Here is a 21,967-nt window from a genome sequence, read left to right as displayed (position 1 = left end):
GACGCCAGGCGTCCCCTTTTTTCATGGCGGCTTTACTGCCGCCCGCCTTGCCGCTGCCTCAGGGCAGGGGCGAGAACACCCCTTCGGCCCCTCGCGGCGCACCGCGCCAGAACTGGGGCGGCGCCTGCACCTGGGCGCCCAGCTCGGCGGCGGCATGCCAGGGCCAGCGCGGGTCGTAGAGCATGGCCCGGGCCACGGCCACCAGGTCCGCATCGCCTTCGGTGACCACGGCCTCGGCCTGCTTGGCTTCGGTGATGAGGCCGACGCCGATGGTGGGCAGGCCGCTGGCTTCCTTCACCTGGCGGGCGAAGGGCAGCTGGTAGCCGGGGCCCACGGGAATCTTCTGTTCCAGGGAAAGGCCGCCGCTGGAGACGTGGATGAAATCGGCGCCCCGGGCCTTCAGCTCCTTGGCCAGCTCCACCGTCTCTTCCGGCGTCCACCCGCCGTCCACCCAGTCCGTGGCCGAGACCCGCATGCCCAGGGCCTTGTGGCGGGGCCACACGGCGCGCACGACGTCGAACACTTCGAGCACGAAGCGCAGCCGGTTGGCCAGGCTGCCGCCGTACTCGTCGCTGCGCCGGTTGGTCAGGGGGGAGAGGAATTCGTGCATCAGGTAGCCGTGGGCGGCGTGCAGTTCCACTGCGTCGAAACCGATGCGGTCGGCGCGGCGGGCGGCGTCGGCGAAGGCCTGCACCAGGCGCTTGATGCCGGCCGCGTCCAGGGCCTGGGGCGCCGCATCGCTGGGATCGAAGGGAATGGCCGAGGGGGCCACGTTGAACCAGCCGCCTTCGCTCAGGGGCAGTTGCTTGCCGCCTAGCCAGGGCGCGGCGCAACCGCCCTTGCGCCCGGCGTGGGCCAGCTGGATGCCGATGGGCATGGCCGAATACTGGCGGATGCCGGCCATGACCCGGGCCCAGCCGCTTTCCGTGGCGTCGTCCCACAGGCCCGGGCAGCGGTCGGAGATGCGGCCTTCCGGGCTGACGGCGGTGGCTTCGGCGATGAGCAGGCCGGCACCGCTGTGGGAGAGGTTGCCCAGGTGCATCAGGTGCCAGTCGCCGACCACGCCGTTGGCGGCGGAGTACTGGCACATGGGGGCGATGACGATGCGGTTGGGCAGGGTCAGGCCGCCCAGGGCGTAGGGGGTGAACAGTTGGCTGGTCATGGAGAGTCCTCCGGGGAAATGGGGTGTACGCCGAGCAGTATCCGCCAGGACTTGAATCCAATAAATGAAAGTGTTTTGATTTCACAATTCCAAATATCGGAACCGAAAGCGGGGCTCCCGTCATGCTCAACCGCCTGGAAATGCTGCGCCTCTTCGTCGCCGCCGCCGAAGCCAAGAGCTTCAAGGAGGCAGCCCTGCGCCTGCACGTCTCACCCCAGGCCGTGACCCGGGCGGTGCAGGAGCTGGAGGAACACCTGGGGGAGCTGCTCTTTCACCGCAACACCCGGGCCAACCGCATCACCGACTTTGGCGCCCGTCTGGCGGCGGAGGCCCGCGGCGCCGTGCAGGGCGTCGATGCCCTGTTCCAGCGCGCCAGCCCCCTGCCGGACAACGAGCTCGCCGGCCTGGTGCGCCTCACCGCGCCCAAGGCCCTGGGCCAGCATTTCGTCATGCCCCTGCTGGCCGAGCTGGGCCGCGAATTCCCCGGCCTGCGCCTGGACCTGCGCCTCTCGGACCGGCCGGCGGACGTGGTGGACGAGCAGATCGACATCGGCGTGCGGGTGGGCTTTCTGCGGGACAGCCGCTTCGTCGCCCGGGCCGTGGCCAAGGTGCATTTCCACACCGTGGCCAGCCCGGCCCTGCTTGATGCCATGGGCGAGCCCCGCAGCCTGGCGGACCTGCAGCAGCGGCCGGTGACGGTGGTGATGGACCCGGCCACGGGCAAGCCCTGGCCCTGGTTCCTCAAGGACGGGGAGGAGTGGCTGCCCCAGACCTGGGCCTTCGCCACCGACGAGACCCTGGCCGAGTTCGCCGCGGTGCGGGCCGGCCTGGGCTTCGGCCAGGTGGTGAGTCTGCTCACCATTCCCCTGCTGCGCAGCGGCGAGCTGCGGCGGGTGCTGCCGCAGCTGGAGCCGGACCCGTGGAATCTCTACGTCTATCGGCCCCAGCGGGGCCCGGTGGCGGCCCGCATCCGCCTGGTGTTCGACCGGCTGGTGGAATTCTTCGCCGACCGGGAGTGCTTCCCCGAGGAGCCCTGAGGGCCGTCAGGCGCCCGGGTGGGTGGCCTGCTCCAGCCGCGTAAGCCAGGCCAGGGCTTCGCCCTGGCTGGCGCCGCACATTTCCGGCGAGGGTTGCAGGCCGCCGCAGACGGCGGGCCGCTCCGGGCGGCCGAAGATGGCGCAGCGATTGTCTTCCAGCAGCTGGATGCAGCGCACTCCCGCCGGCTTGCCTTGGGGCATGCCGGGAATGGGGGAGGAGATGGAAGGGGCGATGCAGCAGGCGCCGCAGCCCGGGCGGCATTCCAGGACTGTCTCGCTCACGGCTGGCCGCCCCAGGTCCAGGTGTTGATCTCCTCCGGGTCCACCCCGTGGCGGTGGGCATGGGCCCGGCATTGCTGCTGCTTCTGTTCCAGGGCCTGCTTGACGTGGGCGCCGGCCACGGCCAGGCGCGGTACCCGGTCGATGACGTCGATGGCCAGGGAGTAGCGGTCGATCTGGTTGTCCATGGCCAGTTCCAGGGGGGTGCAGATGCTGCCCCGCTCCTTGTAGCCGCGCACATGCAGATTGGCGTGGTTGGGGCGGCGGTAGGCGAGGCGGTGGATCAGCCAGGGGTAGCCGTGGAAGTTGAAGATGATGGGTTTGTCGGCGGTGAACAGGCCGGTCCAGTCCCGCTCGCTGATGCCGTGGGGGTGCTCCTCCGGCGGCGTCAGGGTGAACAGGTCCACCACGTTCACGAAGCGCAGCTTGAGGTCGGGGAAGTGGCGGTAGAGCAGTTCCGCCGCCGCCAGGGCCTCCTGGGTGGCCACATCGCCGCAGCTGGCCAACACCACCTCCGGCTCGGTGCCCGCCTCGTCATCGCTGCTGGCCCAGTCCCACAGGCCGATGCCCCGGGCGCAGTGCAGGGCGGCGGCTTCCGCGTCCAGGTACTGCAGGTGGGCCTGCTTGTCGGCGACGATGACGTTGATGACGTCGGTTTCCCCCAGGCAGCGGTCGGCCACCGCCAGCAGGCAGTTGGCGTCCGGCGGCAGGTAGATGCGGGTCACTGCCGGGCTCTTGTTCACCACCAGGTCGAGGAAGCCCGGGTCCTGGTGGGTGAAGCCGTTGTGGTCCTGGCGCCACACGGTGGAGGTGATGAGCAGGTTGAGGGCTCCCACCGGCGCCCGCCAGGGCACGTCCCGGCACATCTCCAGCCACTTGGCGTGCTGGTTGAACATGGAGTCGATGATGTGGGCGAAGGCTTCGTAGGTGGAGAGGAGGCCGTAGCGGCCGGTCAGCAGATAGCCTTCGAGCCAGCCTTCCAGGGTGTGTTCCGAGAGCATTTCCATGACCCGGCCGTCGGCAGCGAGATGGCCGCCGTCCGCGTCCTCGGGGCGGGATTCCGCCAGCCAGGCCTTGCCGGTGACTTCGAAGACGGCGCCGAGCTTGTTGGAGGCGGTTTCGTCCGGGCCGAAGAGGCGGAAATTGCTGGGGTTCTTTTGCATGATCTGCCCCAGGTGGCGGCCCAGGGGATCGGTGTTGCTGTGGCGGCGGCTGCCCGGGGCGGCGAAGGTGACCGCCTGTTGGCGCCAGTCGGGCCGGTCCAGGGGCAGGCGCAGCAGGCCGCCGTTGGCGTGGGGATTGGCGCCCAGGCGACGGCGGCCCCGGGGGGCGAAGTCCTGCAGCAGGGGCGCCGGTTCGCCGTCCTCGGTGAACAGTTCCTGCGGCCGGTAGGACTGCAGCCATTCCTGCAGCAGGCGGCGGTTTTCTTCGTTGTTGCGCGGATCGGCCAGGGGCACCTGGTGGGCCCGCCAGGTGCCTTCCACCTGATGGCCGTCGGCCTGCCTGGGCCCGGTCCAGCCCTTGGGCGAGACGAGCACGATCATGGGCCAGCGGGGTCGTTGTACCGGCCCCTTGCCGCTGCGGGCCGCCTGCTGAATGGCCTGGATCTCCGCCAGGCATTCGTCCATGGCCGCCGCCATGGCCCGGTGCATGGCCGCCGGCTCATGGCCCTCGACGATTTTCGGGGCCCAGCCGTAGCCGGTAAACAGGGCCAGCAGTTCCTCCCGGGGGATGCGGGCCAGGATGGTGGGGTTGGCGATCTTGTAGCCGTTGAGGTGCAGGATGGGCAGCACCGCCCCGTCCCGGGCCGGGTTGAGGAACTTGTTGGAGTGCCAGGCGGTGGCCAGGGGGCCGGTCTCGGCCTCGCCGTCGCCCACCATCACCGTCACCAGCAGCTCCGGGTTGTCGAAGGCGGCGCCGAAGGCGTGGGAGAGGCTGTAGCCCAGCTCGCCCCCTTCGTGGATGGAGCCCGGCACTTCCGGCGTGCAGTGGCTGCCCAGGCCGCCGGGGAAGGAGAAGTCGCGGCAGAAGCGGGTCAGGCCGGCCAGACCCCAGCCCCGTTGCGGCTGGCGGTCGCCCAGGCTGCCTTCGAGCCAGGCCGGGCCCAGGATGCCGGGGGCGCCGTGGCCCGGGCCGGCGAGGAAGATGGCGTCCAGGTCGTGGTGGCGGATCAGCCGGGTCAGGTGGGCGTAGGCGAAGGCCAGGCCGGGGCTGGCGCCCCAGTGGCCGAGGGGTCGCTGCTTGATGTGCTCCGGCGCCAGGGGCTGGCGCAGCAGGGGGTTGTCCTGCAGGTAGATCATGGCCCCGGCCAGATAGTTGGCGGCGCGCCAGAAGGCATCCAGCTGCTGCAGTTCGGCGTCGTCGATGGCGACGGTGGCGCGGGGCGGGGTGGGGGCGGCGGAGGCAGGCATGGCGGACATGAGCAAGGGCAATGGCGCCATGGTAGGCCATTGGCGCCCCGGCTTACAGTCCGGGCCTTGCCGGGCGCGGTCCGCCGGGCGGGGAAGGCGGGTAATCGTCATGCCGATTTGTTAGCATAGCCGTCGGATGCGGTGCGGCCCGGCACTGCGTTTTTTCGTCTCGAGCACCGCTTCGACCACCGTTTCGACCACGCTTTCCTGGAAATCCTGTCCATGCAGCCCTTCCGTTCTGACCGCATCCTCGGTTTTGCCGCCCTGGGTTTCCTCATCGTTGGTTGCTTCCTGGTGCTGCGCCCCTTCCTTTCCGCCGTGCTCTGGGCGGCGATCCTGGCCACCACGGTGTGGCCGGTGTTCCACTGGGTGGACCAGCGCCTGCCGGGCTGGCGCAACACCTCGGCCCTGCTCACCACCCTGGCTACCGCCCTGGTGCTGGTGGCGCCCTTCATCGTGGTGGCGGTGGGCCTGGGCAGCAACGTGGCCGAACTGGCCGCCGCCACCCGCACCCTGCTGGAGGGCGGCCTGCCCGATGCGCCCCAGTGGCTGCAGGACATCCCTTTCGTCGGCGAACGCCTGCATGCCTACTGGCAGGGCTTCGCCCACAACGGCCAGCGCCTGGTGGCGGAACTGGGCCAGCTGGTGGAGCCGGCCAAGGGCCTGGTGCTGAACGGCAGCCGGGCCATCGGCATGGGGGTCTTCCACCTCATGCTGTCGGTGCTGATCGTCTTCTTCCTTTTCCGCGACGGCGAGGCCGTCACCGCCCATCTCACCGCCGTGCTGGAGCGCCTGGCCGGGGCCCGGGGGCGGCGCCTGCTGCACCTGGCCCACGGCACCGTGGGCGGCGTGGTGTACGGCATCATCGGCACCGCCCTGGCCCAGGGTGTCCTGGCCGGCATCGGCTTCGCCGTGGCCGGGGTGCCCGGCGCCCTGCTGCTGGGCCTGGCCACCTTCTTCCTTTCCGCCGTGCCCGTGGGTCCGCCCCTGATCTGGGGGCCGGCCGCCTTCTGGCTGTTCCAGCAGGGGGAGCTGGGCTGGGCCATTTTCGTTGCCGCCTGGGGCTTCTTCGTCGTCAGCACCGTGGACAACGTGCTCAAGCCCCTCATCATCAGCCGCGGCGCCAGCCTGCCCTTCATCCTGGTGCTGCTGGGGGTCCTCGGCGGCGTTCTCGCCTTCGGCTTCATCGGCGTCTTCCTCGGCCCCACCCTGCTGGCGGTGGGCTACCGGCTGATGACCGAATGGACCGCCGGCCTGGCGGAAGGCATGCCCCGGGAATGAAAAACGGCGGCCTGATGGCCGCCGTTTCCGGGTGAGTTGCCGCCGCGGCCTCAGACCTTGCGGTACAGCTCGGCGCCGCTCTTCACGAATTCCACTGCCTTGGTCTCCATGCCCTTCTCCAGGGCCTCGGCTTCGCCGATACCCTGCTGGGCGGCGAAGTCGCGCACGTCCTGGGTGATCTTCATGGAGCAGAAGTGGGGGCCGCACATGGAGCAGAAGTGGGCCACCTTGGCCGATTCCTTGGGCAGGGTCTCGTCGTGGAAGGACTTGGCCTTGTCCGGGTCCAGGCCCAGGTTGAACTGGTCGTCCCAGCGGAACTCGTAGCGGGCCTTGGACAGGGCGTTGTCCCGGATCTGGGCGCCCGGGTGCCCCTTGGCCAGGTCGGCGGCGTGGGCGGCCAGCTTGTAGGTGATGATGCCTTCCTTGACGTCGTTCTTGTCCGGCAGGCCCAGGTGTTCCTTGGGCGTGACGTAGCAGAGCATGGCGGTGCCGTACCAGCCGATCATGGCGGCGCCGATGCCGCTGGTGATGTGGTCGTAGCCGGGGGCGATGTCGGTGGTCAGGGGGCCCAGGGTGTAGAAGGGGGCTTCCTTGCAGTGCTTCAGTTGCAGGTCCATGTTCTCCTTGATCATGTGCATGGGCACATGGCCGGGACCTTCGATGATGGTCTGCACGTCGTGCTTCCAGGCGATGTCGGTGAGTTCGCCCAGGGTTTCCAGCTCGCCCAGCTGGGCCTCGTCGTTGGCATCGTAGATGGAGCCGGGACGCAGGCCGTCACCGAGACTGAAGGCCACGTCGTAGGCCTTCATGATTTCGCAGATGTCCTCGAAATGGGTGTAGAGGAAGCTTTCCTTGTGATGGGCCAGGCACCACTTGGCCATGATGGAGCCGCCGCGGGAGACGATGCCGGTCATGCGGTTGGCGGTCATGGGGATGTAGCGCAGCAGCACGCCGGCGTGGATGGTGAAGTAGTCCACGCCCTGCTCGGCCTGCTCGATCAGGGTGTCGCGGAAGATTTCCCAGGTCAGCTCCTCGGCCTTGCCATTCACCTTCTCCAGGGCCTGGTAGATGGGCACGGTGCCGATGGGCACGGGGCTGTTGCGGATGATCCATTCCCGGGTTTCGTGGATGTTCTTGCCGGTGGACAGGTCCATCACCGTGTCGCCGCCCCAGCGGGTGGACCAGGTCATCTTGTCCACTTCCTCGGAAATAGAAGAGCCCAGGGCGGAGTTGCCGATATTGGCGTTGATTTTCACCAGGAAGTTGCGGCCGATGATCATGGGCTCGCTTTCCGGGTGGTTGATGTTGTTGGGGATGATGGCGCGGCCCCGGGCCACTTCGGAACGCACGAATTCCGGGGTGATCTCGGAGGGAATGGCGGCGCCGAAGTCCTGGCCCTTGTGCTGGCGGCCCAGCAGCTTGACCATCTTCTCGCCCATGGGGCCGGTGTTGCGCAGGTTTTCCAGGTACTGCTGGCGGTTCAGGTTTTCCCGGATGGCCACGTATTCCATTTCCGGGGTGATGATGCCTTTGCGGGCGTAGTGCATCTGGCTGACGTTGGCGCCGGCCTTGGCGCGGCGGGGCTTGCGGTGCAGACCGGGGAAACGCAGTTCGTCCAGGGCCGGATCGGCGGCCCGCTGGCGACCGTATTCGCTGGTCAGGTCGGGCAGCACCTCGGTGTCGCCCCGCTCCTCGATCCACTGCTGGCGCAGGGCCGGCAGGCCGGAACGGATGTCGATTTTGGCGTTGGGGTCGGTGTAGGGGCCGGAGCAGTCGTAGACGTAGATGGGCGGATTTTTCTCGCCGCCGAAGCCGGTGGGCGTGTCGTCCTGGGAGATTTCCCGCATGGGCACCCGGATGTCGGGGCGGGAGCCTTCCACGTAGATCTTGCGGGAATTGGGCAGGGGCTGGACCGCCGCTTCGTCCACATGGGCGGCGGTGGCAATGAATTTGTCGTTGGCGTTCATGGTGTCTCCTTGCTGGGGAGGGGGTGCGGTAGCGCGGCCAGGAGGCCGGCGGGACGGACCCGGTCAGGCAAAGGTGCAAGGAGGGGCGGGGGAGGGCGCGAAGGCGGCCCGGCGACGCTTTCCCTACGACGGCATTACCCGTACAGGTCATAAGGGTATTTCTCAGCCGGAAGCCAGTGTTTCCAAGGCTTTCAGGCACCCCCAAGGTACGGGCGCAAGTTACTGGAAAGCCTGGGAAAATGCAAGAAAAGCCGAGCCGGGCCTAAAGTTTCTCTTTTGTTTTCCGTGAGAGTAGCGTTAGCCCAAAATAACGAGCAGAGAGACGCGCCATGCCCGCCCTCGAGACAGATCCCATTTCCGCCCCCGCCTCCCTGACCCGGGGAGTGCTGACCACGGCCCTGCTGCTGGCGGCCGGCCTGTTGCAGGCCGCTCCGAGTGCGGCGCCGACCAAGGTGGGCGACGACGGCCGCACCTGGCAGGCCATCTCTACCGAGCCCGGCAAGCGCATCGAGGTGGACCGGGCCAGCATCAAGCGGGACGAGTCGGGCAAGGTCTCGGCCTGGGGCCGCATCGTCCTGGAGAAGGACCTGCCCGACGCCCAGAGCGCCAGCACCTACCGCAGCATCGAGGCCCTGGGCCGCTACGACTGCAGCAACCGCACCTACGCCACCATGAAGCGGGTCTATGTGAAGGCCAACGGCGAGCTGCTGCGGGAAGAGGAAATCAAGGTGGCCACCGACATGCCGGTGCGCGCCAACACCCTGGACGACAAGCTGCTGCGTGACATCTGCCGGCCCACCACGGCGGCGGACATGCGCAAGCTGACCCAGGCCACCGTGGCTAAGGCCAATGTGGCGGCCGAGGAGCTGAAGAAGGCCAACGAGGAGATGGTGAAGAAGGCGGTGCAACGGGAATCCACCCAGGCGCCGACCCCGGTGAAGAGCCTGGAGCACATGGAAATCCAGAAGCCCCAGGCAGCCCCGGCCTACGCCCCGCGTCCGGCGCCCTACACGGCGGCGGCACCCCGGGCAGCCAAGCCCCGCCCCGCTGCCAAGCCGGAGGGGCTGGAGGGGGTCGAGCAGCACCACGCCATCCACTGGTCCTACGAAGGGGAAGGCGGGCCGGACTTCTGGGGCCGCCTCAAGCCCGATTTCGCCACCTGCGACAAGGGCCGGCGCCAGTCGCCCATCGACATCTGGGACGGCATCCGCGTCGATCTGCCGCCCATCGAGTTTTCCTACCGGCCCACCCGCTTCCGCCTGGTGGACAACGGCCACACCCTTCAAGCCTCCTTCGGCCACGGCAGCCTGACCCATCTGGGCAAGACCTACGACCTGGTCCAGGTGCACTTCCACCGGCCCTCGGAAGAGCGGGTGAACGGCAAGGCCTTCGACATGGTGGCCCACATGGTGCACCGCTCCGACGACAACCAGCTGGCGGTGGTGGCGGTGCTGCTGGAGAAGGGCGCCCAGGAACACCCGGTGATCCAGACCCTGTGGAACTACATTCCCCTGGAGAAGAACCAGGAAGTGCTGCCGCCCGACGCGGCGGTGGATCTCAACCAGCTGCTGCCGGAAAAGCGCGGCTACTACACCTACATGGGTTCCCTCACCACGCCGCCCTGCAGCGAAGGCGTGCTGTGGCTGGTGATGCAGCAGCCGGTGCAGGTTTCGGCCCAGCAGATCGCCATCTTCTCCCGCCTCTACCGCAACAACGCCCGCCCGGTGCAGCCCTCCAACGGCCGCCTGATCAAGGAATCGCGCTAGGCGCCGGTTTCTTCATGGATGTTTGACCGCCGGGCGCCTGAGGGCGCCCGGCGTCGTTTCAGCCCCGGCCCAGGGTCTCGCCGAGGAAGCGTTCCAGGCGCGGGTCCTGGGTGTAGCCCACGTTGAAGCGGATCCAGGGCGAGGCCTGCAGCTGGGGCCGGAAGATGTGGCCCGGGGCCAGCATGATGTCCGCCGCCGCGGCCTGGGTGGCCAGCCGCGCCGCGTCCTCCAGACCAGGCGCCCGGGCCCAGACGAACATGCCGCCGGCCGGTTCGGCGTAGGCCTCCATGCCCACCCGTTCCAGCAGGCGCAGGGTCTTGTCCGCCGCTTCCCGCAGGCGGCCGTGGATGCGCTCCAGGTACTTGCGGTAGTGGCCGGCGGTGAGCATTTCGTAGACCAGCTGTTCCGCCACTTCCGAGGTGGAGACGCAACTGACGATCTTGACGTCGGTGAGGGCCGCCATCAGGTCCGGCCGGCCGGCGACGAAGCCCACCCGCAGGTTGGCCGAGAGGGTCTTGGAGAAACTGCCGACGTAGACCACCCGCTGCAGCTGGTCCAGGGTGGACAGGCGGGTGGCGCCGCCGGGGTGGAAGTCGCCGTAGGTGTCGTCCTCCACCAGCAGGAAATCGTGCTTTTCCGCCAGCTGCAGGATGCGGAAGGCGTTGGCCGGCGAGAGATTGCAGGCGGTGGGATTCTGCAGCACCGAATGGGTGAAGAAGGCCCGGGGCCGGTGTTCCGCCAGCAGGGATTCCAGGGCCTGGGGATCGGGGCCGTCCTGGCCCCAGGGCACGCCCACCAGCTGCACCCCGTGCAGGCGCAGGTTGGCGAACAGGTTCCAGTAGCCCGGGTCGTCCACGAAGACGCAGTCGCCGGGCTTGAGCAGCAGGCGGATGAGCAGGTCCAGGCCCTGGGTGGCACCGTGGCTGAGCATGATCTGGCCGGGCTGGGCGGCGATGCCCAGGTCCGCCAGCTTGAGCCGCACCTGTTCCCGCAGGGGGGCGAAGCCCAGGGGCGTGCCGTAGCAGGTCAGCTTGACCTCGTCGCGCCGGGCCAGGGCCCGCAGCTGGCGCCGCACCCCTTCCTGGTCGTGCCATTCCGGCGGCAGCCAGCCGACGCCCACCTTGAGCCGGTTGGGCGAATCCTCCAGGCTCTGGTGCAGCACCCCGGCGTTGTCGAAGGCCCGGGCCACCTGGCCGGCCACCGGCTCCGCCGCGGCCTGGGGCAGGCTGCGGGCCTCGACATAGAAGCCGGAACCGCGGCGGGACTTGAGCAGGCCCTGGGCCACCAGCCGGTCGTAGGCCTCCACCACGGTGAAGCGGCTGACGCCGTGGTTGTCGGCGAAGTGGCGGATGGGCGGCAGGCGCATGCCGGGGCGCAGCAGCCGGTCCTCGATGCGGGCGCGGACGCCGGCGACGATCTGGTCCACCAGGGGCTGGGGGGAATCGGGATTGAGGGAGAGGTTCAGCATCTGTTCGCTCCTGGGACGGGATTGGCCCGGTGTTTTCACCGGAACAGTGTCGCGGTCGGATGGGCTGATTGTATATTCCGATGGGAAAAAGTGTTCGCTATTGTCAGGTCTCCCATTGTCGCTTGGCCCAAGGAGCCCGCCATGGCCTGTCACGAGCACCTCCATCCCCGTCTGCCCCTTCCCCTGCTGCTGGTGGGCTGTGCCCTGGCCATTGCCGCCGCCGCCCTGCTGCTGGGGGCCGGCATCGGGGCGGGCGGTGCCGGTACGGTGGAGACGATGCCGGGCATGAGCCGGGTGGAGTGGCGGGAGGCTGGCCTGCTCTACCTGGCGGACCAGCGCAACGGCCAGGTGCGGGTGTTCCGCCTGCGGGGCGACCTGCCGGTGCCGGTGGCCACCCTGGCGCCGGGCCCCCGGCGCAGCATCCGCGCCCTGGGCCTGGATGGGGCCGCGGAGCGCCTGTGGGTGCTGGATGTGGCCGGCCTCAGCCTCTACGATGCCCGCAGCCAGGTGCTGCTGGGCCACTGGCCGGCTCCCGCCGGGGTGGCCTTCCAGTCCCTGCTGGAGGGGACGTCGCCCTCCCGTCCCCTGGCCGTGCTGGCGGCGGACGGGGCCGAGTACCGCCTGGGCGCCGCCGACCTGATGGCCGGTGGCCGCCCCGCCTGGCAGGTGCGCCGGGCTAGCTAGGGGCCGCCTCGGCACTGCTCCAGCGCTGGGCCAGCATGCCGCCGGCCAGCAGCTGCAGCGGGTGGTAGATCATGATCGGCAGCAGGATGAGGCCGATGGCCGGATTGGCGCCGAAGATCAGGTGGGCCATGGGCACGCCCGAAGCCAGGGTCTTCTTCGAGCCGCAGAAGACGCTGGCGATGCGGTCTCCCCGGGGCATGCCGAGCAGCCGGGCGCCCCACTGGGTGAGGGCCAGCACGAGGAGGAAGAGCAGGGCGCAGCCGGCCACCGTCTGCAGCAGCAGGGGGTTGTAGCGGGACCACACCCCTTCCTTCACCGTGTCGGCGAAGGAGGTGTAGACCAGCAGTAGGATGGTGATGCGGTCCACCTTCTGCAGCAGTCCCTTGTGCCTGCTGGCCCAATCCTTCAGCAAGGGGCGGCTGAACTGGCCCAGGACCAGGGGCAGCACCACCCACAGCAGCAGGTCCACGATCACCGGGCCGACGGCGAAATTGCCGCCGCTCTGGTGCAGCACCCAGGCCATCCACAGGGGCGTCAGCAGCACGCCGATGAGGCTGGAGAGGGTGGCGTTGAACACCGCCGCCGCCACATTGCCCCGGGCGGCGATGGTCAGGGCCACCGAGGAGGAGACGGTGGAAGGCAGGGCGCACAGGTAGAAGAAGCCGATCTGCAGCGGCGCCGCCATCCAGCCGGCGCTGCCCCAGAGCAGGGCGACGCCGAGCAGGGGGAAGAGGAGGAAGGTGCTGCACTGGACCAGCAGGTGCACCCGCCAGCGCAGGGCCCCGTCCTTCATCGAGGCCAGGGACAGGGCCAGGCCGTTGAGGTAGAAGACCAGGGCCACCCCCAGCTTGTTGAGCAGCTCCGGCTGCAGGAAGCCGCCCTTGGCGCCGGGCTCGGGCCAGAGGAAGGCCAGCAGCACCGCCCCCAGCATGCCCTTCATGAACCAGTCGAATTTGAATCCCATCGTGTTGTCTCCCTGGGGAAATGTCCGTGGCGCCTTACCAGGCCGCCACGCAGCCGTCGCTGCGGGGGTCCTCGCCGCCCTCGATCCAGCCCTCCGGGTGCAGCACCAGGGCGCCGGCGTGGCCCATGCGTTCGTCGAAGTCGCCGGCCATTTCCACCGGATGCCCCATGGCCCGCAGTCGTTCCACCAGGGCCGGGTCGTAGCGGGATTCCAGTTTCAGGGTGGTGCTCTGCTCGGCCCAGGTGCGGCCCAGCAGCCAGCGCGGCGCCGCCACGGCGGAACGCACGTTGTGGCCGCCCCAGACGTAGCGGGAGAAGACGGCGGCCTGGGTCTGGGGCTGGCCCTCGCCGCCCATGGTGCCGTAGACCAGCAGGCGGCCGTCGTCCAGCTGGGCCAGGGCCGGATTGAGGGTGTGGAAGGGCTTGCGGCCCGGGGCCAGGGTGCGCAGCCGGCCCGGGCGCAGGTCGAAGGAGCAGCCCCGGTTCTGCCACCAGATGCCGCTCTCGGGCAGCACCACGCCGCTGCCGAATTCGAAGTAGATGCTCTGGATCATGCTCACCGCCCGGCCGGCGCCGTCGATGGCGCCCATCCAGGTGGTGTCGCCATCCGACATGGGGGCCGGCCAGGGGCTGGCCTGTTCCAGGGGAATGGCGGCGGCCAGGCGTTCCACCAATCCGTCTGCCAGCAACTCCCGGGGATCTATCTGCATCGAGCCCGGGTCGCCCACGTGGCGGTCCCGCTGCAGGAAGGCCTGCTTGGTGGCCTCCACCAGGGCGTGGATGCCCTCCGCGTTGTCGGGATTCCAGCCCTCCCGGCGGATGCGGTCGTAGATGGCGAGGATGAGCAGGGAGGCCACGCCCTGGGTCGGTGGCGCCTGGTTGTACACGGTGCCGACGGAGAGCTTCACTGCCAGCGGGTCCTGCAGGGAGGCCCGGTGGGCGGCCAGGTCGGCGCCGCTGACGGGGCTGCCCACCCGGGCCAGGTCCCGGGCGATGACGCCGGCCAGGTCACCCCGGTAGAAGTCCTCCGCCCCGGCCCGGCCCAGCTGCTCCAGGGTCTCCGCCAGGCGGGGGAAACGGTGCTGCTGGCCGTACACCGGCAGTTGGCCGTGGTTGAGAAAGGCGGCGGCAAAGCCCGGCTGCTGCCGCAGTTCCGCCAGCTTGGCCCGGGTGTTGTCCTGCTGGCTGCGGGTCACGGGGAAGCCGTGGCGGGCATAGTGGATGGCGCTTTCCAGCAGGCGGGAGAGGGGCAGGCGTCCGCCCCAGGCCGCCCGGCTGTGGGCGTGGGCGGCGGCCCAGCCGGAGACGGTGCCGGCCACCGTGTTGGCGGCCAGGGGGCCGCGCCAAGGAATGCTTTCCAGGTTGCCGTAGAGCTCCGGGGTGACCTGGGCGCCGGCGGCGCCGCAGGCGTCGATGGAGCGCACCGGCTGGCCGGGGGCGTGCAGCAGCCAGAAGCCGTCGCCGCCGATGCCGGTCATGTGGGGATAGACCACGGCCAGGGTGGCGGCCACGGCGATGGTGGCCTCGATGGCGTTGCCGCCTTCGCGCAGGATGTCGAGCCCGGCCTGGGCGGCCAGGGAATGGGAGGCGACGACGGCGCCGCGGGTTCCGAGTACGGGATTCATGGAATGGCCTTTCGCGATCAGGGCAGGGGGTCGGGCGGGAGGGGGGCGGCGGCAGTGGCCGGGGCGTTGCCCCAGGCCGGCGCCGCCCGGGTGGTGGCGCTGCGGGCGGAGATGAGGTGGGAGCGCATTTCCCGGTAGGTGGTGATGACGTCGTGGGCCAAGATGGCCTCCACGATCACCGAGTGCTCCTCGAAGGATTCGCTCATGCGCTCCAGGTTGCGGAACTGGGTGCGGCGGAAGCTGGAGACCCGGTCCCGCAGGCTGGTGGCCATGTCGATCAGCACCGGGTTGTAGCAGCCGCGGATGATGGTGGCGTGGAGGGCGACGTTGGCCGCCTCGTAGCGCTCGATGTCGCCGGCCTGCATGGCGGCCCGGCCCTCGGCGTGGTGCTGGCGCATGGCGGCCCGGTCCGCCTCGCTCATGCGCAGGGCGGCGTGGCGGGCGCAGGCGGCCTCCAGTTCGGCGATGGCCTCGAACATGTGGTTGAGCTGTTCCACCGACAGGGCGGCCACCACCGAGCCCCGGTTGGGGCGGGTCTCCACCAGGCCCATGATGGCCAGCTGCTTGAGGGCTTCCCGCACCGGGGTGCGGGAGACGGCGAAGCGGGCGGCCAGGGTCACTTCGTCCAGGCGGGTGCCGGGGGCCAGCTGGCCGAGGACGATCTCGTCGGCAATCCTGCGGCAGACATCCTCCGCCAGGCTGCCCCGGCTGCGCCCGGCCTCCGGCGGGGCGGCGGTGTGGATGGCGCTTTCCATCAGGCGGCCTCCCCCAGCAGGCGCACCGGATGCCAGCAGGCCAGGGTGCGGGCGCCCTGCTGCTCCAGGGGCGGGATGTCGCGGTGGCAGCGCTCGCTGGCGTGGCTGCAGCGGGGGGCGAAGCTGCAGCCCGGGGGCAGGGCGGCCAGGTCCGGCGGCGAGCCGGGGATGGCCTCCAGGGGGCGGCCCCGGTGCTCGTGGCCGACGGTGGCCGCCAGCAGGCCCCGGGTGTAGGGGTGACAGGGCTGGCGCACCAGCTGCCCCACCGGGCCCTGCTCGACGATGCGGCCGGCGTACATGACGGCGATGCGGTCGGCCACCTCCACCGCGGCGCCGATGTCGTGGGTGACGAAAATCACCGACATGCCGGTTTCCCGCTGCAGCTCCCGCAACAGCAGCAGGATCTGGATCTGCACCGTGGCGTCGAGGGCGGTGGTGGGCTCGTCCGCCAGCAGCAGCTTGGGCTTGCAGGCCAGGGCCAGGGCGATCATGGCGCGCTGGCGCATGCCGCCGGACAGCTCGTGGGGATAGGCGTCGAAGCGGCGGCGGGCCTGGGGAATCTGCACCCGCTCCAGCATGGACAGGGCCCGGGCGGCGGCGGTGGCCTGGTCCACGCCCTCGTGCACCCGCACCGCCTCGCTGATCTGCTGGCCGATGGTGTACACCGGGTCGAAGGCCAGGCCCGGCTCCTGGAACACCATGGAGACGGTGCCGCCCCGGTAGCGGTCCAGCTCCCGGCCGCGCAGGGCCAGCACGTCCTGGCTGTCCACCCGGATGCGGCCGGCGGTGCGGGTGTGGCGCTCCGGGTGCAGGCGCAGCAGGGTGCGCAGGGTCACGCTCTTGCCCGAGCCCGATTCCCCCAGCAGTCCCAGCACCTCGCCCTGGCCCAGTTCCAGGCTCACCTGGTTGAGGGCGCTGGCGCGGCGGGCGCCGTGGAACTGCACGGTCAGATCCTGGATGGAGACGAGCGGGGTAGTCATGGACGTTGCTCCTGGTGGGCTTCCGGGTGGCCGGAAGCGGGATCGTTGAGATGGCAGGCCGCCAGGTGCTCGCTATGGCGGCCCATGTCCCGCAGGGCCGGCGTGGCGCTGGCGCAGACGGCGTGGGCGTGGGGGCAGCGGTCGCGGAAGCGGCAGCCGCTGGGCGGGTTGATCGGGTTGGGCGGGTCGCCGGCCAGGGGCGAGGCCTGGGTGCGGTGCTCCGGGTCCATGGAGGGCACGGCGGAGAGCAGGGCCCGGGTGTAGGGGTGGGCCGGATGGCCGTAGATGCGCTCCACCGGGCCGCTCTCGATGACCTGGCCCAGGTACATCACCATCACGTAGTCCGACAGGTAATGCACCACGTGCAGGTCGTGGGAGATGAAGAGATAGGTGAGCTGGCGCTCCGCCTTCAGCTCCTGCAGCAGGTTGAGCACCTGGGCCTGGACCGACTTGTCGAGGGCCGCCACGGCCTCGTCCAGGATCACCAGGCGCGGGTCGAAGGCCAGGGCCCGGGCGATGTTCACCCGCTGCCGCTGGCCGCCGGACAGCTCGTGGGGATAGCGGCCGGCGAAGTGGCTCGGGTCCAGCCCCACCCGGTCGAGCAGTTCCCTGGCCTGGTGGTCGGCCCGGGCGATGCCGTGCACCTTGGGCCCGTAGGCGATGGTTTCGGCGATGGTGAGGCGGGGATTGAGGGAGGCGAAGGAATCCTGGAACACCATCTGCAGGTTGCGGCGGAACTCTTTGAGGCGCAGACCGCGGAATTCCTCCACCCCCTCGCCGTCGAAGATCAGCTCGCCCGCATCGGCGGGCATCAGCCGGGCCACCAGGCGGGCGGTGGTGGATTTGCCGCAACCGGATTCGCCGACAATGCCCAGGGTCTTGCCCTTGGGGACGGAGAAATTGACCCCGTCCACGGCGTGGACGAACTTGCGTTCCCGGTCCAGGGGGCTGCTGCGCACGGGAAAGTGCTTCTTCAGGTCGCGCACGATGAGCAGGGGCTGGGCGGGGCCGCCCATGTCGTGGGGGGCGGGCGTGGGGGCGAGGGCGGCGTTCATTTGCGGATGTCCATGGCGGAGCGCACGCTGTCAGCGAGCAGGTTGAAGGCGATGGAAGTGACGAAGATCAGCACGCCGGGCAGGGCGGCGACCCAGGGATTGCTGTAGATGGCCGAGCGCAGGGTGTTGAGCATGAGGCCCCACTCGGGTTCCGGCGGCTTCACCCCGAGACCGAGGAAGGACAGGCCCGAGGCCAGGATCATGCTGACGCTGAGGAGGCCGGTGGCATAGACGAAGACCGGTCCCAGCACATTGCCCAGCACGTGGGTGCGGATGATCGAGAAGGCCCCGGCGCCGCTCATGCGCGCCGCCTCGATGTAGTCCAGCTGGCGCACCTGGGTGGTGACGCTCTCGGCCACCCGCACCACCTGGGGCACGAAGACCAGGGTCAGGGCGATCAGGCTGTTGCTCATGCCTGGCCCCAGGGCGCCGGAGATGGCCACCGCCAGCAGCACCGAGGGGAAGGCGTAGAAGATGTCGAGCACGCGCATGATGGCCATGTTCACCCGGCCGCCGACGTAGCCCGCCAGGAGGCCGATGGTGGTGCCGATGCCGAAGGCCGCCAGAACCGGCACCACACCCATGAGCAGGGAGAGGCGGCCGCCGTGCATGAGGCGGCTGAGCAGGTCGCGGCCCAGCTCGTCGGTGCCGAGAAGGAAGCCGGGGCTGCCGATGGGCAGCAGGCGCTTGATCATGCTGGCCTTGTAGGGATCGGCCGGGGCCAGCCAGGGCGCGAACACGGCGGCGCCGACGATCAGCAGCAGCACGGCGGCGCTGGCCATGGCCATGGGGTCGCGCCGCAGCTGGCGCCACACCACGGTCCAGTAGCTGCGGCTGGGCTGGGCCGGCGCCGCAGCGGCCGGCAGGGGGAGGGGAAGGGTTGCGGACATGGTCGTTCCTCTTTCAGCTGCGGCCCATGCGCGGGTCGATCAGGGGTTGCAGGATGTCTACCAGCAGGTTGAGCACCACGAAGAACATGCACAGCACCAGGATGGTCCCCTGGAGCAGGGGGATGTCCCGCTGGAAGATGGCGGTGTTGAGAAGGAAGCCGGTGCCGGGCCAGGCGAAGACGGTTTCCACCAGGATGGAGCCGCCCATCAGGTAGCCGATCTGCAGGCCGGCTACGGCCAGCACGGTGGGGGCGGTGTTCTTGGCCACGTGGCGGAAGACGGCGCCGCCGGAGAGACCCCGGGCGCGCAGGGCGGTCACGAATTCCTGGCCCAGCATGTCGGCCACCAGGGCCCGCACGGTACGGGTGATGATGCCCATGGGGATCACCGACAGGGTCAGGGCCGGCAACACCAGGTAGCGCAGGTGCTCCAGGTCCCACAGCCATTCGCCGGAGCCGCCGGGGCCGGCGCCCATGGCCGGGAACCAGGGCAGCCAGATGGAAAAGAGGATGGTCAGGACCAGGCCCAGCCAGTAGTGGGGGATGCTGACGCCGACCACGGAGAGGGCGGTGGCCGCCTTGTCGATCCAGGTACCGTGGCGGTAGCCGGCAAGGGCACCGAGGATGCAGCCGAGCACGACGCCGATGGCGGCGGCCATGCCGGCCAGGAGCAGGGTGTTGCTGACGGCGCTGAGCACTTCGGCGGTGACTTCCCGGCCCGAGGCGATGGACAGGCCCAGGTCGCCCTGCACGGCGCGCATCAGCCACAGGCCGTACTGCACGGGCACCGGCTTGTCCAGGCCATAGGCGCTCTTCAAGGCCTGGATCACCTCTTCCGGCGCGTCGGCCGGGGCAATGGCGTTGAGGGGGTCGCCCGGGGCCAGATAGACGAGGACGAAGGACACCACCGTCACACTGAGGGCGATGGGGATGGCGTAGATCAGCCGTTTCAGGATGTAGGCAAACATGGCGGGCTTTCCGTCATGGGCCGGGGCTAACCCCGGCCCGGTGGGGATTACATGCGGATGGTGGTGAGGTCCTGGAACCAGTGCTGGGCCTGGATGAACTCCTTGACCTTGGGCGACAGGGCGTGGGGATTCACGTCATGCACCACCCACAGCATCTGGGCGTCGTCCACCATGCTCTGGTGCACGAAGGCGAGCAGGCCGTCCTGGGTTTTGCTGTCGAAGGTGGTGCGGATCTTCTCCAGGGCCGCGTCCACCTTGGGGTTGTTGTAGCCGCCCCAGTTCACCCCGTTGGGCGCCACGTAATGGCTGTCGGTGAAGCGGGTGATGGCGTAGAACGGGTCGGCCGTGACGTAGCCCAGGTTGATGGCGGTGATACCCTTGCCGGCGTTGATGTCGGCCTTGGCCCCGGCGCGCCAGTGGCGGTACAGGTTCTCCAGCTCCACCACCTCGAAGGTCACCTCGATGCCAATCTCCGCCAGGCTCTGCTGCACGAACTCGTTCATGGGCAGGGACAGCATCTGGCCGGTGCCGCCCTGGGCGATGATGACCTTGGCCTTGAGGGGCTTGGAGGGGCCGTAGCCGGCCTGGGCCATGAGGGCACGGGCGGCGGCCAGGTCGTAGCCAATCTTGAAGCCGGGCTTGCCGAACCAGGGGCTGGTAGCGTCCACCTGGCCCTTGGCCGGGGTGGCCAGACCGCTCATCAGCTTGACCACCGCATCCCGGTCGATGGCCAGGTTGGCCGCCTTGCGCACCCGGATGTCGGTCCACGGCGAGCCCGGATAGGTGGAGAAGTGGTAGGGCCAGACGTGGGGCGTGACGTTCTGCACCAGCTTGAAGCCGCCGGCCTTGAGCTGGGGCAGCACATCCGGGGGCGGCGTCTCGATGATGTCCACCTGGCCGTTGAGCAGGGCGTTGGCCCGGGTCATGGCGTCGGGGATGGGCAGCAGGACGATGCGGTCGGTCTTGGGCAGGCGGCTCTTGTCCCAGTAGGCGGCGTTCTTCACCAGGTCGGCCCGCTCCCGGGGGACCAGCTTGTCCAGCTTGAAGGGGCCGGTGCCGGAGGGCTGGCTGGCCACCTTGTTCCAGTCCTTGCCCAGCTTTTCCCACTGGGCCGGGCTGGAGACCAGGAACCAGGGCAACTGGTAGGGGAACAGGGCATCCACGTCCTTGGTGGTGATCTCCACCTCGTAGGGGCCCACCTTGCGGTAGGAGGCGATGGAGGGAATGCGCGGGCGTACCTGGGCGCTCTGCTTGGCGTCGAACTGGGGCGATTTTTCCGCCAGGACCTTGTCCAGGTTCCAGACCACCGCATCGGCAGTGAATTCGGAGCCGTCATGGAACTTGACGCCCTTGCGCAGGGTGAAGCGCCACTTCTTGTTGTCCTTCGGATCTGCCTTCCACTCGGTGGCCAGGCCGGGCACCAGCTTGCCGGGGCGGTTGCCCACGTTGGCTTCCCAGGCGATCAGGGGGTCGTACAGGGTGTGGCCGGTGAACTGGTAGGCGCCGGCGCCCCGGTCCGGCTGGCCGGTGGTGAGGGGAATGTCGGCCATGGAAATGCCGTAGCGGGCCACCGTTTCTGCATGCAGTCCTGCATGCAGGGCGAAGCTCAGGGGGAGGGCCGCCAGCCAGTGGCGAAGCTTGAAATTGCGGGGTTTCATCGACTACTCCTAGGTTGGGGAGACAGTCGTGAAGTTGCATGCAACGTGCCAGACCGGGCCGGAGCCTCGATGTATTTCCTAATCGCTTGAATGTTTGTTGCTAGTTGGCAAATTGTTTTTCTCGCCGCAGTGACGCTCCTACCGAGACTTGCATGCAAGATGCACCTGGACGGGGCGCATGCCCGGAGAAGATCACTGCTTAGGTGCTAGGCCAGGTTCCGTCATTGGCCGTACGGCCGGCCTTGGGGGCGCGGCCCTTTGCCAGCGAAAGGAATGGGCGGCAGCAAGGGGAAAGAGGCGGGCTGGTGGTGGGTTGACCGGGCCTTTTCTTTTCAATACATTACTGACCGGTCAGTCAGTAATGTATTCCCATGTCTCTCTGTGATTCCGCCGATCCACCCCGCCGCCGCCGCAAGGAAGCCCGCCCCCAGGAGCTGACGGCTGCTGCCCTGGAGCTGTTTACCGAACGCGGTTTCGCCGCCACCCGGCTGGAGGACATCGCCGCCCGGGCCGGCGTCTCCAAGGGCACCCTGTACCTTTATTTCGACAGCAAGGAAGCCCTGTTCGAGGCGGTGATCCGGGAAGGCATCATCCCGGCCATGAACGAGGGGCGCACCATGCTGGAGGAACATCAGGGCTCGGCCAGCGAACTACTGCGCTGCCTGCTGCTCGGCTGGTGGGAGCTGCTGGGGGAAAGTCCCCTGGGCGGCGTGCCCAAGCTGATGGTTTCCGAGGCCGGCAACTTCCCCAAGGTGGCGGCGTTCTACCGGGAGAACGTCATCGACCCGGGCCGCGCCCTGCTGCGGGAGGCCCTGCAGCGCGGCATGGATCAGGGCGAGTTCCGCCCCGTGGATGTGGGCATGGCGGTGGACGTCATCTTCGCCCCCATCCTGATGCTGGCCGTGTGGCGCTATTCCATCGGCCCCTGCTGCGCCGAGGAGGAGCGGGACCCCGTCCGTTTCCTCGACACCCATTTCGATTTGTTGATCAAGGGCCTGCGGCCGTGAGCGCCGCCCCTT

18 protein-coding genes are annotated in these 21,967 nt (G+C 69.2%); 5 read left to right on the top strand and 13 right to left on the bottom strand.

What is annotated here, in order from left to right; all coding sequences use genetic code 11:
• Positions 1-58 precede the first annotated feature (58 nt).
• A complete protein-coding gene (locus AZSP09_RS10210; protein WP_152089958.1) occupies positions 59-1,162 on the bottom strand; it encodes an NADH:flavin oxidoreductase/NADH oxidase in 1,104 nt (367 codons plus the stop codon).
• A 122-nt stretch (positions 1,163-1,284) separates the two neighbouring features.
• On the opposite strand from AZSP09_RS10210, the gene AZSP09_RS10205 reads away from it, so the two are divergent.
• Positions 1,285-2,199 (top strand): LysR family transcriptional regulator, encoded by a 915-nt coding sequence (locus AZSP09_RS10205; RefSeq protein ID WP_152089957.1) that lies wholly within the window; start codon positions 1,285-1,287, stop codon positions 2,197-2,199.
• A gap of 6 nt (positions 2,200-2,205) precedes the next feature.
• On the opposite strand, the gene AZSP09_RS10200 is transcribed toward AZSP09_RS10205, so the two are convergent.
• Together AZSP09_RS10200 and AZSP09_RS10195 are read right to left on the bottom strand one after the other, a co-directional pair.
• A complete protein-coding gene (locus tag AZSP09_RS10200; protein ID WP_197739092.1) occupies positions 2,206-2,466 on the bottom strand; it encodes a YkgJ family cysteine cluster protein in 261 nt (86 codons plus the stop codon).
• 11 nt (positions 2,467-2,477) lie between these two features.
• Entirely contained in the window at positions 2,478-4,898 is a 2,421-nt protein-coding gene (locus AZSP09_RS10195; RefSeq protein ID WP_152089955.1) for a phosphoketolase family protein, read from the bottom strand.
• Positions 4,899-5,111: 213 nt separating this feature from the next.
• Between AZSP09_RS10195 and AZSP09_RS10190 the strand changes: the two genes are divergently transcribed.
• Positions 5,112-6,170, top strand: a complete 1,059-nt coding sequence (locus tag AZSP09_RS10190; protein ID WP_014235538.1) for an AI-2E family transporter — start codon at positions 5,112-5,114, stop codon at positions 6,168-6,170.
• Between the two features lie 50 nt (positions 6,171-6,220).
• Here AZSP09_RS10190 and thiC read toward each other — a convergent pair whose 3' ends face one another.
• Positions 6,221-8,137 (bottom strand): phosphomethylpyrimidine synthase ThiC, encoded by a 1,917-nt coding sequence (gene thiC, locus AZSP09_RS10185; protein ID WP_152089954.1) that lies wholly within the window; start codon positions 8,135-8,137, stop codon positions 6,221-6,223.
• 329 nt (positions 8,138-8,466) lie between these two features.
• Between thiC and AZSP09_RS10180 the strand changes: the two genes are divergently transcribed.
• Positions 8,467-9,903, top strand: a complete 1,437-nt coding sequence (locus AZSP09_RS10180; protein ID WP_152089953.1) for a carbonic anhydrase — start codon at positions 8,467-8,469, stop codon at positions 9,901-9,903.
• 58 nt (positions 9,904-9,961) lie between these two features.
• Here the strand turns inward: AZSP09_RS10180 and AZSP09_RS10175 are convergent, their stop codons facing one another.
• A complete protein-coding gene (locus AZSP09_RS10175) occupies positions 9,962-11,371 on the bottom strand; it encodes an aminotransferase-like domain-containing protein (RefSeq protein WP_014235535.1) in 1,410 nt (469 codons plus the stop codon).
• Between the two features lie 141 nt (positions 11,372-11,512).
• Here AZSP09_RS10175 and AZSP09_RS20605 point away from each other — a divergent pair, with 141 nt between their 5' ends.
• Positions 11,513-12,055: a hypothetical protein gene (locus AZSP09_RS20605; protein ID WP_152089952.1), complete on the top strand. Its 543-nt coding sequence runs from the start codon at positions 11,513-11,515 to the stop codon at positions 12,053-12,055.
• On the opposite strand, the gene AZSP09_RS10165 is transcribed toward AZSP09_RS20605, so the two are convergent.
• From AZSP09_RS10165 to AZSP09_RS10130, 8 genes are read right to left on the bottom strand one after another with little or no spacing between them, the layout of a single operon-like run.
• Positions 12,048-13,019 carry a bile acid:sodium symporter family protein gene (locus AZSP09_RS10165; RefSeq protein ID WP_152089951.1) on the bottom strand — a complete coding sequence of 324 codons (972 nt, stop codon included), beginning with the start codon at positions 13,017-13,019 and terminating at the stop codon, positions 12,048-12,050. The genes AZSP09_RS20605 and AZSP09_RS10165 overlap by 8 nt on opposite strands.
• A 34-nt stretch (positions 13,020-13,053) precedes the next feature.
• The gene (locus tag AZSP09_RS10160) at positions 13,054-14,643 is read right to left on the bottom strand and encodes a gamma-glutamyltransferase family protein (protein ID WP_130459887.1); all 1,590 of its coding nucleotides are present in this window, start codon (positions 14,641-14,643) and stop codon (positions 13,054-13,056) included.
• Between the two features lie 17 nt (positions 14,644-14,660).
• Entirely contained in the window at positions 14,661-15,398 is a 738-nt protein-coding gene (locus tag AZSP09_RS10155; protein ID WP_152089950.1) for a GntR family transcriptional regulator, read from the bottom strand.
• Positions 15,398-16,378 carry an ABC transporter ATP-binding protein gene (locus AZSP09_RS10150; protein WP_152089949.1) on the bottom strand — a complete coding sequence of 327 codons (981 nt, stop codon included), beginning with the start codon at positions 16,376-16,378 and terminating at the stop codon, positions 15,398-15,400. The genes AZSP09_RS10155 and AZSP09_RS10150 overlap by 1 nt, the downstream gene beginning before the upstream one ends.
• Complete coding sequence (locus tag AZSP09_RS10145) at positions 16,375-17,433, bottom strand: ABC transporter ATP-binding protein (RefSeq protein WP_152089948.1); 1,059 nt, start codon at positions 17,431-17,433, stop codon at positions 16,375-16,377. The genes AZSP09_RS10150 and AZSP09_RS10145 overlap by 4 nt, the downstream gene beginning before the upstream one ends.
• Positions 17,430-18,323 carry an ABC transporter permease gene (locus AZSP09_RS10140; protein ID WP_130459891.1) on the bottom strand — a complete coding sequence of 298 codons (894 nt, stop codon included), beginning with the start codon at positions 18,321-18,323 and terminating at the stop codon, positions 17,430-17,432. Before AZSP09_RS10140 ends, AZSP09_RS10145 begins: the two co-directional genes overlap by 4 nt.
• Before the next feature lie 13 nt (positions 18,324-18,336).
• The gene (locus AZSP09_RS10135) at positions 18,337-19,290 is read right to left on the bottom strand and encodes an ABC transporter permease (protein ID WP_014235527.1); all 954 of its coding nucleotides are present in this window, start codon (positions 19,288-19,290) and stop codon (positions 18,337-18,339) included.
• Between the two features lie 47 nt (positions 19,291-19,337).
• On the bottom strand, positions 19,338-20,948 hold the full coding sequence (locus tag AZSP09_RS10130) for an ABC transporter substrate-binding protein (RefSeq protein WP_152089947.1): 1,611 nt from the start codon (positions 20,946-20,948) through the stop codon (positions 19,338-19,340).
• Between the two features lie 371 nt (positions 20,949-21,319).
• Between AZSP09_RS10130 and AZSP09_RS20600 the strand changes: the two genes are divergently transcribed.
• Positions 21,320-21,955, top strand: coding sequence for a TetR/AcrR family transcriptional regulator (locus tag AZSP09_RS20600; protein ID WP_014235525.1), 636 nt, complete (start codon positions 21,320-21,322; stop codon positions 21,953-21,955).
• Positions 21,956-21,967 lie beyond the last annotated feature (12 nt).

This window comes from Azospira sp. I09 (assembly GCF_009177135.1).
Lineage (GTDB): Bacteria > Pseudomonadota > Gammaproteobacteria > Burkholderiales > Rhodocyclaceae > Azospira > Azospira oryzae.
Note: the sequence above shows the minus strand (reverse complement) of the source record. Positions and strands in the feature narration are given on the sequence as shown.

Excerpts from the sequence above, each read along its gene's own strand:
- AZSP09_RS10210 (WP_152089958.1), bottom strand. The coding sequence starts at position 1,162 with ATGACCAGCCAACTGTTCACCCCCTACGCCCTGGGCGGCCTGACCCTG.
- AZSP09_RS10205 (WP_152089957.1), top strand. The coding sequence starts at position 1,285 with ATGCTCAACCGCCTGGAAATGCTGCGCCTCTTCGTCGCCGCCGCCGAA.
- AZSP09_RS10195 (WP_152089955.1), bottom strand. The coding sequence starts at position 4,898 with ATGTCCGCCATGCCTGCCTCCGCCGCCCCCACCCCGCCCCGCGCCACC.
- AZSP09_RS10190 (WP_014235538.1), top strand. The coding sequence starts at position 5,112 with ATGCAGCCCTTCCGTTCTGACCGCATCCTCGGTTTTGCCGCCCTGGGT.
- thiC (WP_152089954.1), bottom strand. The coding sequence starts at position 8,137 with ATGAACGCCAACGACAAATTCATTGCCACCGCCGCCCATGTGGACGAA.
- AZSP09_RS10180 (WP_152089953.1), top strand. The coding sequence starts at position 8,467 with ATGCCCGCCCTCGAGACAGATCCCATTTCCGCCCCCGCCTCCCTGACC.
- AZSP09_RS10175 (WP_014235535.1), bottom strand. The coding sequence starts at position 11,371 with ATGCTGAACCTCTCCCTCAATCCCGATTCCCCCCAGCCCCTGGTGGAC.
- AZSP09_RS20605 (WP_152089952.1), top strand. The coding sequence starts at position 11,513 with ATGGCCTGTCACGAGCACCTCCATCCCCGTCTGCCCCTTCCCCTGCTG.
- AZSP09_RS10165 (WP_152089951.1), bottom strand. The coding sequence starts at position 13,019 with ATGGGATTCAAATTCGACTGGTTCATGAAGGGCATGCTGGGGGCGGTG.
- AZSP09_RS10160 (WP_130459887.1), bottom strand. The coding sequence starts at position 14,643 with ATGAATCCCGTACTCGGAACCCGCGGCGCCGTCGTCGCCTCCCATTCC.
- AZSP09_RS10155 (WP_152089950.1), bottom strand. The coding sequence starts at position 15,398 with ATGGAAAGCGCCATCCACACCGCCGCCCCGCCGGAGGCCGGGCGCAGC.
- AZSP09_RS10150 (WP_152089949.1), bottom strand. The coding sequence starts at position 16,378 with ATGACTACCCCGCTCGTCTCCATCCAGGATCTGACCGTGCAGTTCCAC.
- AZSP09_RS10145 (WP_152089948.1), bottom strand. The coding sequence starts at position 17,433 with ATGAACGCCGCCCTCGCCCCCACGCCCGCCCCCCACGACATGGGCGGC.
- AZSP09_RS10140 (WP_130459891.1), bottom strand. The coding sequence starts at position 18,323 with ATGTCCGCAACCCTTCCCCTCCCCCTGCCGGCCGCTGCGGCGCCGGCC.
- AZSP09_RS10135 (WP_014235527.1), bottom strand. The coding sequence starts at position 19,290 with ATGTTTGCCTACATCCTGAAACGGCTGATCTACGCCATCCCCATCGCC.
- AZSP09_RS10130 (WP_152089947.1), bottom strand. The coding sequence starts at position 20,948 with ATGAAACCCCGCAATTTCAAGCTTCGCCACTGGCTGGCGGCCCTCCCC.
- AZSP09_RS20600 (WP_014235525.1), top strand. The coding sequence starts at position 21,320 with ATGTCTCTCTGTGATTCCGCCGATCCACCCCGCCGCCGCCGCAAGGAA.